This window comes from Pseudomonas sp. Pc102 (assembly GCF_018408275.1).
GTDB classification, from domain to species: domain Bacteria; phylum Pseudomonadota; class Gammaproteobacteria; order Pseudomonadales; family Pseudomonadaceae; genus Metapseudomonas; species Metapseudomonas tohonis.
This window is the reverse complement of sequence record NZ_AP021905.1, coordinates 487,399-502,098: the sequence shown is the minus strand read 5'-3', so window position 1 is coordinate 502,098 and position 14,700 is coordinate 487,399. Positions and strand designations below refer to the sequence as shown.

The following is a 14,700-nucleotide window of genomic DNA, read 5'->3' as shown; positions in this document are numbered from 1 at the left end:
CCGGGGCCCTCAGCCCCGGACCGAAGAACAGAAAACGGCGGAGCCCCCTGTCACAGGCCTCCGCCCTACAAGAAATTTCGGATGTACGCGCACCTCCGGTCGAGGTGTTGAACGACCCAAGGATCGGGTTTCGTAGCACTGCCAGAGGGTTTGGAAAGCGGTTTGCAATACAGCGGAATGAAGGTCAGGAACTCAAGGAATCGAACGGTCGTCCATACACCCGAGGTGTCATGGCGGACCGCCGAACCCGTGTCGTGCCGCGCCCCCACCGCCCGTTGCGCGATCTCCCTGCCACACCCTGGAACCAGTAAACCCACACAGGCAATAACAGTCGGCATCGCCTGTCGGCGCGTCTCCGTGGCGCCCGCCGGGTCCCGTGTAGCTGATCTGGATGTCTACTGAAGGGGAACCATCCCATGCAGTCTGGAAAAATCGTGGTCCAGAACCTCTACAAGGTTTTCGGCCAACAGCCACAAGAAGCCATCGACTTGCTCAAGCAAGGCTGGAGCAAGGAGAGGATCCTCGCCGAACGTGGCGCGGTGATCGGCGTCAGCGACGTGTCGTTCAGCGTCGAGGAGGGCGAGATCTTCGTGCTCATGGGCCTCTCCGGCTCGGGCAAGTCCACCCTCATCCGCCTGATCAACCGCCTGATCGAGCCCACCGCCGGTGACGTGTTCATCGACGGGCAGAACGTCGCCAAGCTGCCCAAGGCGCAATTGATCGACCTGCGTCGCCGCGACATGAGCATGGTCTTCCAGTCCTTCGCCCTGATGCCCTCGCGCACGGTGCTGGACAACGCCGCCTTCGGCCTCGAAGTGGCCGGCAAGAGCAAGAAGGAGCGCGAGCGCCGCGCCATGGAAGTGCTGGAGCAGGTGGGCCTGGCGCCCTTCGCCCAGAAGTACCCGCACGAACTGTCCGGCGGCATGCAGCAGCGCGTCGGCCTGGCGCGCGCCCTGGCGGTCGACCCTTCGATGATCATCATGGACGAGGCCTTCTCGGCCCTCGACCCGCTCAAGCGCCGCGAGATGCAGGACGTGCTCCTGCAGCTGCAGAAGACCCACCGCCGCACCATCATCTTCGTCTCCCACGATATCGAGGAGGCCATGCGCATCGGCACCCGCATCGGCATCATGGAAGGCGGCAAGCTGGTCCAGGTCGGCACCCCGCAGGAGCTGATCGAGAAACCCGCCAACGACTACGTGCGCAACTTCTTCGACACCGTCGACACCAGCCGCTACCTCACCGCCGGCCAGCTCAAGGCCGACAGCGTCCCGCTGTACGTGCACAACGGCAAGGCGCCCGACGCCCAGCAGGTGTGCCAGGAGCTGCAGGCGCTGGACAAGCACTACGCCTTCATCGTCGACGAGGACAACAAGTTCCGCGGCTCCATCAGCCTGGAGAAGATCGCCCTGCTGGTGGAGGAAGGCCAGACCAGGAGCCTGGAGCCCGAGCTGCTCAAGCACATCGTGCCGGTGCCCGAGGACCTCCCCCTGGAGCAGGTGATCGAGCGCCTGGTGGACAACGAAGGTCCCATCCCAGTCGTCGACCAGGACGGCCATTACTGCGGCGCCATCAGCAAGGGCCGCCTGCTTAGCCGCCTGCAGGGAGAATGACCATGAGCGAGAAACTGGATCTGGGCAGCTGGGTCAACGATGTCGTCCAGCACCTGCTGGACAACTACAGCGGCGCCTTCGAGAACATCGGCGCCGTGGTCAGCGGCTTTTCCGAGCTGATCGAACGCTTCCTCATGTGGCCGCCGGCCTGGCTGGTGATCGCCGTGTTCGCCGGCCTCGGGCTGTGGCGCATCGGCGTCAAGTTCGCCCTGTTCACCGCCGCCGCCTTCGTGCTCATCGTGCTCACCGGCTTCTGGGAACAGACGGTGGTGACCCTCGGGCTGACCTTCTCCTCGACCCTGATCAGCCTGCTGCTCGGCGTGCCCCTGGGCATCTGGGCGGCGAAGAGCGAGCGGGTGGCCTACATCATCCGTCCCATCCTCGACTTCATGCAGACCATGCCGGCGTTCGTCTACCTGATTCCCGCCGCCATGCTCTTCGGCCTCGGCCGCGTGCCGGGGATCATCGCCACGGTGATCTTCGCCATGCCCCCGGCGGTGCGCCTGACCAGCCTCGGCATCCGCCAGGTGAACAAGGAAATCGTCGAAGCCGGGCAATCCTTCGGCTGCACCAGCTGGCAGCTGCTATACAAGGTGCAGCTGCCGAACGCGATGCCCTCGATCATGGCCGGGGTCAACCAGACCATCATGATGGCGCTGTCGATGGTGATCATCGCCTCGATGGTCGGCGCCGGTGGCCTGGGCAACGACGTGCTCGCCAGCATCCAGCGCCTGGACATCGGCCTGGGCTTCGAGAGCGGCATGGCCGTGGTGCTGCTGGCGATCATCCTCGACCGCATCACCGAGAGCTTCGGTACCCCGCAGACCGCCTCCCGCGGCCGCCTGTTCGGCTGGCTGAGCGCACGGGCCAAGCTGCAACGGCAGTAACGTATACCTAGAAACGATAGCCATCACTTTCCAGTAGCAGGGAGTTGCAGATGATGAACATGAAGAAGATCGCGGGTGCCGGCTTGCTGGCCTGCGCGCTGGTGCAAGGCGCGTGGGCACAGGATCCGGAGAGCTGCAAACAGGTGCGTTTCGCCGAGATCGGCTGGGCCGACATCTCGGCCACCACCGGCGTCGCGATGGTCCTCACCGAGGGCCTGGGATACACCCCGCGCAAGATCATGGCTTCGGTGCCGATCGCCTTCACCGGCGTGAAGAACAAGCAGATCGACGTGTTCCTCGGCTACTGGGCGCCCTCCATGGACGCCGTGATCGAGCCCTTCACCAAGGACAACGGTGTGAAGGTGCTGCCGACCGCCAACCTCGAAGGCGCCAAGTACACCCTCGCCGTGCCCACCTATGCCGCCGAAGCGGGCCTGAAGAGCTTCCAGGACATCGCCAAGTTCAAGGACCAGCTGGGCGGCAAGATCTACGGCATCGAGCCGGGCAACGATGGCAACCTGCTGATCGACAAGATGATCAAGGGCGACCAGTTCGGCCTCGGCGGCTTCCGCATGGTCGAGTCCAGCGAGGCCGGCATGCTGGTCCAGGTGCAGCGCGCGGTGAAGAAGAAGGAGCCGGTGGTCTTCCTCGGCTGGGCCCCGCACCCGATGAACACCCAGTTCGACATCACCTACCTCGCCGGTGGCGATGACGTGTTCGGCCCGGACTTCGGCGCCGCCAAGGTCTACACCGTGGTACCGCCGGATTACGAGGCGCGCTGCGGCAACGTCGGCAAGCTGCTGAACAACCTGCAGTTCAGCGTCGAGATCGAAAGCCAGCTGATGGACCGCGTCCTGAAGAAGGAAGACCCGGTGGTGGTCGCCAAGGACTGGATCAAGGCCAACCCGGCGATCCTCGACAAGTGGCTGGCAGGCGTCACCACCCTCGACGGCCAGGACGGCGCCGCCGCCGTGAAGAAACACGTCGGCCTCTGATTTTCCGCTTCCCGTCTCCTGCTGCCATGGCCCGGCCGGGCCATGGCGTGCAGCGCCACCCAGCCCGCCCGAGAACGGGCCCGTGGCATCCAACGTAGCTAGCTGCCAATCCCACCTGATGGAGCATTACGTATGCGAAAGCTGAAGTCCCTGTGTCTGCAATCCATCGGCATCGCCGCCCTGGCCATCGGCCTCGGCAGCGCCCACGCCGCTGACAAGCCCACCCTGAAGATCGGTTACGTCAACGGCTGGGACGACAGCGTCGCCGCCACCCACGTCGCCGGCGAGATCCTCAAGGAGAAGCTCGGCTACGGCGTCGAGCTCAAGCCGGTGGAGCCCGCCATCATGTGGCAGGGCATCGCCCGCGGTGACCTGGATGCCACCCTCTCCGCCTGGCTGCCCGCCACCCACGGCGAATACTTCGAGAAGCTCAAGGACAAGGTCGTGGTCCTCGGCTCCAACTACAAGGGCGCCAAGATCGGCCTGATCGTGCCCGACTACGTCCAGGCCAAGTCCATCGAGGACCTGAACACCTACAGCAAGGACTTCGACGGCAAGATCACCGGCATCGACGCCGGCGCCGGCGTGATGCGCCGTACCGAGGACGCCATCAAGCAGTACAACCTCGACATCAAGCTGATGCCCAGCTCCGGCCCGGCCATGGCCACCGCGCTGACCCGCGCCGAGAAGGCGCAGAAGCCCATCGTCGTCACCGGCTGGATCCCGCACTGGATGTTCGCCAAGTGGAAGCTGCGCTTCCTCGAGGACCCGAAGAAGGTCTTCGGCGACGACGAGCACGTCGACACCGTGGCCAACCCGGGCCTGGAAACCAAGGCGCCGGAAGCCACCGCCTTCCTCAAGAAATTCTCCTGGAGCGGCGAAGAAGTGGGCGCCGTGATGCTGGCCATCCGCGAGGGCGCCAAGCCCGAGGAGGCCGCCAAGGCCTGGATCGCCAAGAACCCCGAGCGCGTGGCCGAATGGCTTAAATAAGCGCTGGCGGCTCCGCCACGGCGATGCGTGCCCCCGGTGCGCATCGCCGTTTTTCGTTCTGCATCCCGCCTTTCCCGGCGCTTCACGGCGCATGCCTTTGACCGACAGGTCATCCCTGAAGCGACCTTCTTGATTGATCGATCAATTTGATACGCCCTAGACTGCGCGCTTTCCCTCGCTCGAATTCGCCATCTGGAGTGACTGATGCCCAAGGTCGGAATGCAGCCGATCCGCCGTTCGCAACTGATCAACGCGACCCTCGAAGCCGTCGACCGGGTCGGCATGGGCGACGCCAGCATCGCCTACATCGCCCGCCTCGCCGGCGTCTCCAACGGCATCATCAGCCACTACTTCCAGGACAAGAACGGCCTGCTCGAAGCCACCATGCGCCACCTGATGCAGGCCCTGAGCACCGCCGTGCGCGAGCGTCGCGCCGCCCTGGTCGACGACTCCGCCCGGGCCCACCTGCGCGCCATCATCGACGGCAACTTCGACGACAGCCAGGTCAATGGCCCGGCGATGAAGACCTGGCTGGCGTTCTGGGCCACGAGCATGCACCAGCCCGCCCTGCGCCGCCTGCAGCGGGTCAACGACCACCGCCTCTACTCCAACCTGTGCTGCGAATTCCGCCGGGAACTGCCCCTGGAAGCCGCCCGCGCCGCCGCCCGTGGCCTCGCCGCCCTGATCGACGGCCTGTGGCTGCGCAGCGCCCTCTCCGGCGATGCCTTCAACGCCAGGCAGGCCCTGCAGATCGCCTACGACTACCTCGACCTGCAACTGGCCAAGGCTACCGACTCACGGGCGTAATGGCGGCGCTGCGCGCCGCTTGGCGATTGAAATCGCCCCTACAAGTCATCCTTCATCCGCCGCAAACGAAAACGCCCCGGGGTTTCCCCCGGGGCGTTGTTCATTGCGGGCCAGTCAGACGGGCCCGGGGGCGATCACCGGTGAGTGCCGGTTCATCTCCTGCGCCTCCATGTCGATGCGCATGGCCTTGAGCAGGGCGAACATGTAGAGCAGCAGCACCACCGAGAACGGCAGGCCGGCGAGCACCACCACCGTCTGCATCGCCGTGAAGTTGCCGGCGAACAGCAGGCCGATGGTCACCAGGGTGATCAGCACCGACCAGAAGATGCGCAGCCAGTTGGGCGCGTCCTCGTCCAGCTCGCCGCCCTTGCGCGAGAGGTTGGCGAGCATCACCGAGCCGGAATCAGCCGGCGTCAGGAACAGCACGAAGCCCACGCAGATCGACAGGCCGATCACCGCCTTGGCCCAGGGGTAGTGCTCCAGCAGCAGGTAGATGGACATCGCCGGCTGCTCCAGCGCGGCCTTGCCCAGTTCGGTCGCGTTCTGGTCCATCACCAGGTCCAGCGCGCTGTTGCCGAAGACCGACAGCCAGGCCAGGGTGAAGCCGAGCGGGATCAGCAGCACGCCGCACACCAGCTCGCGCACCGTGCGCCCACGGGAGATGCGGGCGATGAACATGCCGACGAAGGGCGCCCAGGAAATCCACCAGGCCCAGTAGAACAGGGTCCACAGGCCCATCCACGCCTCGCTCTTGCCGGACTGGCCGGTGTAGACGTAGAGGTCGAAGGTCTTCAGCACCAGGCCGTTGAGGTAGTCGCCGAGGTTCTGCACCAGCCCATTGAGCAGGTGCAGGGTGTCGCCGGCCAGCAGCACGAACAGCAGCAGGCCGCTGAACAGGATGATGTTGAGGTTCGACAGGCGGCGGATGCCCTTCTCGATCCCCGATACGGCGGCCAGCGTCGCCACCGCGCTCATCACCAGGATCACCGTCAGCAGCGCGCCCTGGCTGTGGGGATAGCCGAACAGGTACTCCAGGCCCGAGGAGACCTGCAGCGAGCCGATGCCGAGGTTGGTCACCAGGCCCAGCAGGGTGACGAAGATGCCGAAGCAATCCACCGCGTTGCCCACCGAGCCCTTCATCAGGCGCTCGCCGAACAGCGGGTAGAGCGCCGAGCGCAGCGCCAGCGGCTGCTTGTGGCGGTAGGCGAAGTAGCCCACGGCCAGGCCGACCAGCGCATAGATCGCCCAGCCGTGCACGCCCCAGTGGAGGAAGGTCAGCTGCAATGCCTGGCGCGCCGCCTGCTCGGTGCCCGCCTCGCCCTCCGGCGGGTTGTACAGGTGGTCGATGGGCTCGGACGCGGCGAAATACAGCAGCGAGATGCCGATGCCCGAGGAGAACAGCATCCCCGCCCAGGCGCCGTAGCTGAAGTCCGGCCGGTCGCCGTCCGCGCCCAGGCGCAGGTTGCCGTAGCGGGAGAAGGCCACGTAGAGCACGAAGAACAGGTAGGCCCCGATCGCCAGCATGTAGTACCAGCCGAAGCTGCGCGAGAGCCAGGTCTGCGCCTTGTTCAGCCAGAGCCCGGCCCCCTCGGGGAAGAGGATCAGGGCGACGGTGAGGATCAGGATCAACGCGGTGGAACCGAAGAACACCACGGGGTTGAGCCGCGCACGCGACTCGGGATGCAGCGCAAGGGAAGCGGTACTCATGTGGAGAAGAGCTCCAGGGCAGTGAAAGCACGCGCCTGACGGCGCAACGACAGACCCGCGCCGCCCTGCCGACCCGCTCATGTAACCCGGCGAAGCCTCTGCAATGCGGCCTGAAGAGGTGCGGCGATGTGCCGCAGCCCCGTTCATGGAGCGCAGCTTATTCTTTGTTGTTTGAACGTTCAATAAAAATAAAGTAGGCTCGTTTTCATGCATCCGGGCGGCTCCACCGTGCCCGGGACTCCGACAAAGGGCCCGCCCCGAGCGCGGCCCGCCTTGCGTAAACGAGACCTGAGAGGACGAACCCCATGGCCCGATTCGAAGACCAGAAGCTCTACATCGGCGGTCGCTACGTCGACTCCACCAGCGGCGCCACCTTCGAGAGCATCAACCCGGCCAACGGTGAGGTCCTCGCCAACGTCCAGCGCGCCGGCAAGGAAGACGTCGAGCGCGCCGTCGCCAGCGCCATCGAAGGGCAGAAGATCTGGGCCGCGATGACCGCCATGCAGCGCTCGCGCATCCTGCGCCGTGCCGTGGAGATCCTCCGCGAGCGCAACGACGAACTGGCCGCCCTGGAGACCCTGGACACCGGCAAGCCCCTGGCCGAGACCCGTGCCGTGGACATCGTCACCGGCGCCGACGTGATCGAGTACTACGCAGGCCTCGTGCCCGCCATCGAGGGCGAGCAGATCCCCCTGCGCGAAACCAGCTTCGTCTATACCCGCCGCGAACCCCTGGGCGTGGTCGCCGGCATCGGCGCCTGGAACTACCCGATCCAGATCGCCATGTGGAAATCCGCCCCGGCCCTGGCCGCCGGCAACGCGATGATCTTCAAGCCCAGCGAAGTCACCCCGCTGACCGCCCTCAAGCTGGCCGAGATCTACACCGAGGCCGGCGTGCCGGATGGCGTGTTCAACGTCCTCACCGGCAGCGGCCGTGAGGTCGGCCAGTGGCTGACCGAGCACCCGCAGATCGAGAAGATCTCCTTCACCGGCGGCACCGCCACCGGCAAGAAGGTGATGGCCAGCGCCTCCAGCTCCTCCCTCAAGGAAGTGACCATGGAGCTGGGCGGCAAGTCGCCGCTGATCATCTTCGAGGACGCCGACCTCGATCGCGCCGCCGACATCGCCGTCATGGCCAACTTCTTCAGTTCCGGCCAGGTCTGCACCAACGGCACCCGCGTGTTCATCCCGCGCGTGCTGCAGGCCCGCTTCGAGGCCAAGGTGGTCGAGCGCGTCAAGCGCATCCGCCTGGGCAGCCCGCAGGACGAGAACACCAACTTCGGCCCGCTCACCAGCTTCCCGCACATGGAGAGCGTGCTCGGCTACATCGAGTCCGGCCGCAAGGAAGGCGCGCGCCTGCTGATCGGCGGCGAGCGCGTCACCGACGGCGAATACGCCAAGGGCGCCTACGTGGCTCCGACCGTGTTCACCGACTGCACGGACGAGATGACCATCGTCCGCGAGGAGATCTTCGGCCCGGTGATGAGCATCCTCGTCTACGACACCGAGGAAGAAGCCATCCGCCGCGCCAACGACACCGACTACGGCCTGGCCGCCGGCATCGTCACCCGCGACCTGGCCCGCGCCCACCGCGTGATCCACAAGCTGGAAGCCGGCATCTGCTGGATCAACACCTGGGGCGAGTCGCCCGCCGAGATGCCCGTCGGTGGCTACAAGCAGTCCGGCGTGGGCCGCGAGAACGGCCTCACCACCCTCGCCCACTACACCCGCATCAAGTCGGTGCAGGTCGAGCTCGGCGACTACTTCTCCGTCTTCTAAACGGCAGCCCGAAGCGGGAAGCCAGGAGCCTTAAGCGCCCTGGCTTCCAGCCCCCAGCCATTTAAAGAGAGAGCCTCATGTCTCAAGAATTCGACTACATCATCATCGGTGCCGGCTCCGCCGGTAACGTACTGGCCACCCGCCTGACCGAGGACGCCGGCACCAGCGTCCTGCTGCTCGAAGCCGGCGGCCCCGACTACCGCCTGGACTTCCGCACCCAGATGCCCGCCGCCCTCGCCTATCCGTTGCAGGGCCGCCGCTACAACTGGGCCTACGAGACCGACCCCGAGCCGCACATGAACAACCGCCGCATGGAATGCGGTCGCGGCAAGGGCATCGGCGGCTCCTCGCTGATCAACGGCATGTGCTACATCCGCGGCAACGCCCTGGACTTCGACAACTGGGCCAAGGCGCCCGGCCTGGAAGACTGGACCTACCTCGACTGCCTGCCCTACTTCCGCAAGGCCGAGACCCGCGACATCGGCCCCAACGACTACCACGGCGGCGACGGCCCGGTGAGCGTCACCACGCCCAAGAACGGCAACAACCCGCTGTTCCACGCCATGGTCGAGGCCGGGGTACAGGCCGGTTTCCCGCGTACCGAAGACCTCAACGGCTACCAGCAGGAAGGCTTCGGCCCGATGGACCGCACCGTGACCCCGCAGGGTCGTCGTGCCGCCACCGGTCGCGGCTACCTGGACCAGGCCCGCGGCCGGCCCAACCTGACCATCGTCACCCACGCCACCACCGACCGCATCCTCTTCAGCGGCAAGCGCGCCAGCGGCGTCGCCTACCTGCACGGCGACGGCAACGAGCCGATCATCGTCAACGCCCGCCGTGAAGTGCTGCTGTGCGCCGGCGCCATCGCCTCGCCGCAGATCCTGCAGCGCTCCGGCGTCGGCCCTAGCGCCGTGCTGCGCGAATTCGACATCCCCGTGGTGCACGACCTGCCCGGTGTCGGCGAGAACCTGCAGGACCACCTCGAGCTGTACCTGCAGTACGCCTGCAAGGAGCCGGTCTCCATCTACCCGGCCACCAAGTGGTGGAACCAGCCCGCCATCGGCGCCAACTGGCTGTTCCGCGGCAAGGGGCTGGGCGCCAGCAACCAGTTCGAGGCCGGCGGCTTCATCCGCACCCGCCCCGAATTCGCCTGGCCCAACATCCAGTACCACTTCCTGCCGGTGGCGATTAACTACAACGGCAGCAAGGGCGTGCAGGAGCACGGCTTCCAGGCGCACATGGGCTCCATGCGCTCGCCGAGCCGCGGCCGCATCCGCCTGAAGTCCCGCGACCCGCGCCAGCACCCGAGCATCCTGTTCAACTACATGGCGTCCGAGCAGGACTGGCAGGAGTTCCGCGACGGCATCCGCATCACCCGCGAGATCATGGCGCAGCCGGCGCTGGACAAGTACCGAGGCCGCGAGCTGAGCCCCGGCGCCCACGTGCAGACCGATGCCGAGCTGGACGAATTCATCCGCACCCATGCCGAGACCGCCTTCCACCCCTCCTGCTCCTGCAAGATGGGCAGCGACGAGATGGCGGTGGTCGATGGCCAGGGCCGTGTGCACGGCATGCAGGGGCTGCGCGTGGTGGATGCGTCGATCATGCCGGAGATCATCACCGGCAACCTCAACGCCACCACCATCATGATCGCCGAGAAGATCGCCGACCGGATCCGTGGCCGCCAGCCGCTGCCCCGCAGCACCGCCAGCTACTACGTGGCCGGCGACGCCCCGGTACGCACCCAGCCGCAGCGCAAGGCCGGCTGACCCCCCGGGGGCGGCTCGCACCGCCCCCGCTTCCCTCCTGGCCCGGGCGTCGGCCCGCGACTCGCACGAACTACTCCGGCAGCTCCTGGCGGATCATCCAGTGCCCGTTCGGCGGCATCAGCCGGCTGATATCGAAAGCCCCCAGGCTTTCCCGATCGAGCATCTGGATGCGCGGGCTGACCCACTGCGCCTCAACCTTTTGCTCCAGTGCCCGCACCGCCAGGTCGATGGCGATACGCGCCTGGGTCACCGGCGAGTCCGTCGGCGCGGCCAGCACCCGCCCCTGGCGGATCGCCTCCACCACCCGCTCGGTGGCATAGAGCGACACCACCTGCGTCTGGAAGCGCGACGGCGAGGCACTGACCAACTGTCCAGCGAAGGCCGCCGCCTCGGCATTGGCCAGGAGAAAGTCCAGTCGCGACTCACGCCCCAGCAGAGCGCGTACCAGGGCAGCCTGGGTCGATCGATCCACCGGCCCGTAGCCACCGTCGGCGAGGCGCACCGGCGCGCCGTCCATGGCCGTGCGCAACCCGCGCTCGGCGTCCAGCACCCAGCCGGCGTCCCTGGGGCCCGGCAACCAGCCCAGGTTGATCGGGCCGCCCCCGGCCCGCTCGCGAATGAAGCCCAGCGCCTCACGCGCCATATCGGCGAAATCCACCCGTGAATGTGCGGTCACGCCCGCGCAGTCGATACCGTTGACCAGGTCGATCACCGGCGTGCCGCGCCGCTTCAACTGGTCGATCTCATGGCAGAGGCCCCGCGCCTCGATGGCGCCGATGACGAAGGCGTCGGCGCCGAGCTGGATGCAGCGGGCCAGCTGGGCGCGCTGCATCGCCGGGAACTGGTAGCCGCCGGCCTCGTAGATGCCCAGCAGGACGCCCTGGCGCCGGGCCTCCTCGTCCAGCCCCCAGGCGACGCCCCACCAGTAGCGGTCGATGCCATGGGGCAGCAGCGTGCAGATGCGCCAGGGGCGGCTGGCGTGGGCGAGGGGCACGTAGTCACGGGCCTTCCCGTCGGCGATCACCGGCACCGGGAACCACTCCGTCGCATGGCAGGGCACTAGGGCCAGCAGGGAGAGCAGCAGCGCACAGCAGATCCGCATAGAGGCCATTCCGCAACGAGGAGCAGGGGAGTGAGCACAGCCTAGCAGCCGGCGACAGGTGCCGGCGGGGTGACAGCCCGCCCGCCGACGCCTAAAGTCCGCAGGGTCTGACGCCCGAGGAATCCCATGCCCGACCTGCCCAGCCTGGACGCCCGTACCGCCCGCCTGCTGCCCTGGCTGGTGGCCGTCGCCTTCTTCATGCAGGCCCTCGACGGCACCATCCTCAACACCGCCCTGCCCGCCATGGCCCGCGACCTGGCCGAAGACCCGCTGCGCATGCAGTCGGTGATCATCGCCTACATGCTCACCGTGGCCCTGCTGATCCCCGCCTCCGGCTGGATCGCCGATCGCTTCGGCACTCGGCGCATATTCTTCGGCGCCATCGTCCTGTTCAGCCTGGGCTCGCTGTTCTGCGCCCTCTCCGCCACCCTGCCGCAACTGGTCGCCGCCCGCGTGGTGCAGGGCCTGGGCGGCGCGCTGATGATGCCGGTGGGGCGCCTGGTGGTGTTGCGCGCCTACCCGCGTACCGAGCTGGTGCGGATCATGAGCTTCATCACCCTGCCCGGCCTGTTCGGCCCGCTGATCGGCCCCACCCTCGGCGGCTGGCTGGTGGAATACGCCAGCTGGCACTGGATCTTCCTCATCAACCTGCCCGTCGGCCTGATCGGCGGCTGGGCCGCCTGGCGCTTCATGCCCGACTTGCGCAGCAGCGGCCCGGTTCGCCTGGACGTCTACGGCTTCCTGCTGTTCGGCACCGCCATGGTGCTGATCACCATCGCCCTGGAAGGCCTGGGCGAGCTGCGCCTGCCCCACGTGCGGGTGATGCTCCTGCTGCTCGGCGGCCTCGCCTGCCTCGCCGCCTACTGGCTGCATGCCGTGCAGGTCGAGCAGCCCCTGTTCGCGCCCTCGCTGTTCCGTACCCGCACCTTCGCCGCCGGCATCCTCGGCAACCTCTTCTCGCGCCTGGGCAGCGGTGCCCTGCCCTTCCTCACGCCGCTGCTGCTGCAGGTGGCCCTGGGCTTCCCGCCGGCCCAGGCGGGGATGACCATGATCCCGCTCGCGCTCTCGGCGATGATCGCCAAGCCCCTGGCCAAGCCGCTGCTGGACCGCCTCGGCTACCGCCGCCTGCTGCTCGGCAACACGCTGCTGCTGGGCGCGATGATCGCCAGCCTCGGCCTGATCGACGGCGACACGCCCTATCCGCTGCTGCTCCTGCACCTGGCAGCCCTGGGGGCGGTGAACTCCATGCAGTTCACCGCGATGAACACCGTCACCCTGCTCGACCTCGACGACCACCAGGCCAGCAGCGGCAACAGCCTGCTCTCGGTGGTCATGCAGCTGTCTATGAGCCTGGGCGTGGCGGTGGCCGCCGCCCTGCTCGGCGGCTTCGGCAAGCCCGATACGCCCAGCGTGCTGGCGGCGTTCCAGGCCACCTACCTGTGCGTCGGCACCCTCACCCTGCTGGCGGCGGCGATCTTCTTCCAGCTGCCCCCGGACAGCGGGCGCGCCGTGCGTCGGGTGCCCGGCGATATGGAGGAATAACCGTCGCTGCCACACCGGGACGGCAGGGTGGCCGCGCGCCATCCTGCTAAACTGCGCGCCAATCCGATTGCCAGGCCCCACCCGTGACCACCAACGCCTTCTCCACCCTGCCCCTGTCGGCCGCCATGCTGGCCAACCTCGATGCCCTCGGCTACCACGAGATGACCCCCATCCAGGCCCTTGGCCTGCCGGTGATCCTCAAGGGCCGCGACCTGATCGCCCAGGCCAAGACCGGCAGCGGCAAGACGGCGGCCTTCGGCATCGGCCTGCTCGACCCGCTCAACCCGCGCTTCTTCGGCTGCCAGGCACTGGTGCTGTGCCCGACCCGCGAACTGGCCGACCAGGTGGCCAAGGAAATCCGCCGCCTGGCCCGCGCCGCCGACAACATCAAGGTGCTGACCCTCTGCGGCGGCGTGCCCTTCGGCCCGCAGATCGGCTCGCTGGAGCACGGCGCCCACATCATCGTCGGCACCCCGGGACGCATCCAGGAGCACCTGCGCAAGGGCACCCTGAAGCTCGACGGGCTCAACACCCTGGTACTGGACGAAGCCGACCGCATGCTCGACATGGGCTTCTACGACAGCATCGCCGAGATCATCGAGCAGACCCCGGCCAAGCGGCAGACCCTGCTGTTCTCCGCCACCTACCCCAAGGGCATCGCCGAGCTGGCCGGGCGCTTCCTGCGCGACCCGCAGCAGGTGAAGGTCGAGGCCTTGCACGACGACAGCCAGATCGAACAGCGCTTCTACGAGATCGACCCGGCCCAGCGCATGGACGCCGTGGTCCACCTGCTGCTGCACTACCGCCCGCAGTCCAGCGTCGCCTTCTGCCACACCCGCCAGCAGTGCCAGGAACTGGTCGAGCACCTGCAGGCCAACCGTATCTCGGCACAGACCCTGCACGGCGAACTGGAACAACGCGAGCGCGACCAGGTGCTGACCCTCTTCGCCAACCGCAGCTGCAGCGTGCTGGTGGCCACCGACGTGGCGGCGCGCGGCCTGGACATCGCCGGCCTGGAGGCGGTGATCAACGTCGAGCTGTCGCGCGATCCGGAAATCCACGTGCACCGTGTCGGCCGCAGCGGCCGCGCCGGCGAGAAGGGCCTGGCCCTGAGCCTGGTGGCCCCCGCCGAGGCCAGCCGCGCCCAGGCCATCGAGGACCTGCAGAAGGCCCCCTTGAACTGGCAGCGCCTGGACGAACTGGTGCTGCGCAATCGCGACCCGCTGATGCCACCGATGGCTACGCTATGCATCAGCGGCGGGCGCAAGGAGAAGGTCCGCCCGGGCGACATCCTCGGCGCCCTGACCGGTGATGCTGGTATTCCGGGGGCGCAGGTTGGCAAGATAGCCATCTTCGATTTCCAGGCCTTCGTGGCCGTGGACAGGAGTATCGTCAAACAGGCCCTCAAGCGCCTGAGCGACGGCAAGATCAAGGGTCGCTCGTTCAAGGTGCGGGCACTCCAGTAACGCCCCGGAAAGGTTCGCCCTGTATGACAGCGCAGGCGGGGACA

The 14,700-nt window shown here is 67.3% G+C and carries 11 protein-coding genes; 9 read left to right on the top strand and 2 right to left on the bottom strand.

Translation table 11 applies throughout. The annotated features are described in order from the left end of the window. Window positions 1–416: 416 nt before the first annotated feature. The 5 genes from PHLH3_RS02395 to betI all read left to right on the top strand — a co-directional run bounded on the left by PHLH3_RS02395 (window position 417) and on the right by betI (window position 5,292). Window positions 417–1,613, top strand: a complete 1,197-nt coding sequence (locus tag PHLH3_RS02395; RefSeq protein ID WP_111259626.1) for a glycine betaine/L-proline ABC transporter ATP-binding protein — start codon at window positions 417–419, stop codon at window positions 1,611–1,613. 2 nt (window positions 1,614–1,615) lie between these two features. Continuing rightward, a complete protein-coding gene (locus PHLH3_RS02390) occupies window positions 1,616–2,500 on the top strand; it encodes a proline/glycine betaine ABC transporter permease (protein WP_213628029.1) in 885 nt (294 codons plus the stop codon). A 50-nt stretch (window positions 2,501–2,550) separates the two neighbouring features. Further along, window positions 2,551–3,495 (top strand): choline ABC transporter substrate-binding protein, encoded by a 945-nt coding sequence (locus PHLH3_RS02385; protein ID WP_111259628.1) that lies wholly within the window; start codon window positions 2,551–2,553, stop codon window positions 3,493–3,495. A 132-nt stretch (window positions 3,496–3,627) separates the two neighbouring features. After that, window positions 3,628–4,485, top strand: coding sequence for a glycine betaine ABC transporter substrate-binding protein (locus PHLH3_RS02380; RefSeq protein ID WP_173174934.1), 858 nt, complete (start codon window positions 3,628–3,630; stop codon window positions 4,483–4,485). Between the two features lie 204 nt (window positions 4,486–4,689). Next, a complete protein-coding gene (gene betI, locus PHLH3_RS02375; RefSeq protein ID WP_173174936.1) occupies window positions 4,690–5,292 on the top strand; it encodes a transcriptional regulator BetI in 603 nt (200 codons plus the stop codon). 114 nt (window positions 5,293–5,406) lie between these two features. Here betI and PHLH3_RS02370 read toward each other — a convergent pair whose 3' ends face one another. Then, complete coding sequence (locus PHLH3_RS02370; protein WP_213630387.1) at window positions 5,407–6,942, bottom strand: BCCT family transporter; 1,536 nt, start codon at window positions 6,940–6,942, stop codon at window positions 5,407–5,409. A 362-nt stretch (window positions 6,943–7,304) separates the two neighbouring features. On the opposite strand from PHLH3_RS02370, the gene betB reads away from it, so the two are divergent. Both betB and betA read left to right on the top strand, forming a co-directional pair. Then, on the top strand, window positions 7,305–8,777 hold the full coding sequence (betB, locus tag PHLH3_RS02365; protein WP_213628027.1) for a betaine-aldehyde dehydrogenase: 1,473 nt from the start codon (window positions 7,305–7,307) through the stop codon (window positions 8,775–8,777). A gap of 77 nt (window positions 8,778–8,854) precedes the next feature. Next, the gene (gene betA, locus PHLH3_RS02360; protein ID WP_173174947.1) at window positions 8,855–10,546 is read left to right on the top strand and encodes a choline dehydrogenase; all 1,692 of its coding nucleotides are present in this window, start codon (window positions 8,855–8,857) and stop codon (window positions 10,544–10,546) included. A gap of 70 nt (window positions 10,547–10,616) precedes the next feature. Here betA and torT read toward each other — a convergent pair whose 3' ends face one another. Continuing rightward, window positions 10,617–11,648 carry a TMAO reductase system periplasmic protein TorT gene (gene torT, locus PHLH3_RS02355; protein ID WP_213628025.1) on the bottom strand — a complete coding sequence of 344 codons (1,032 nt, stop codon included), beginning with the start codon at window positions 11,646–11,648 and terminating at the stop codon, window positions 10,617–10,619. Between the two features lie 126 nt (window positions 11,649–11,774). Between torT and mdtD the strand changes: the two genes are divergently transcribed. Then, the gene (gene mdtD / locus PHLH3_RS02350; protein ID WP_173174951.1) at window positions 11,775–13,190 is read left to right on the top strand and encodes a multidrug transporter subunit MdtD; all 1,416 of its coding nucleotides are present in this window, start codon (window positions 11,775–11,777) and stop codon (window positions 13,188–13,190) included. 83 nt (window positions 13,191–13,273) lie between these two features. Further along, window positions 13,274–14,656: an ATP-dependent RNA helicase DbpA gene (gene dbpA, locus PHLH3_RS02345; protein WP_213628023.1), complete on the top strand. Its 1,383-nt coding sequence runs from the start codon at window positions 13,274–13,276 to the stop codon at window positions 14,654–14,656. The last annotated feature ends 44 nt before the right edge of the window (window positions 14,657–14,700 follow it).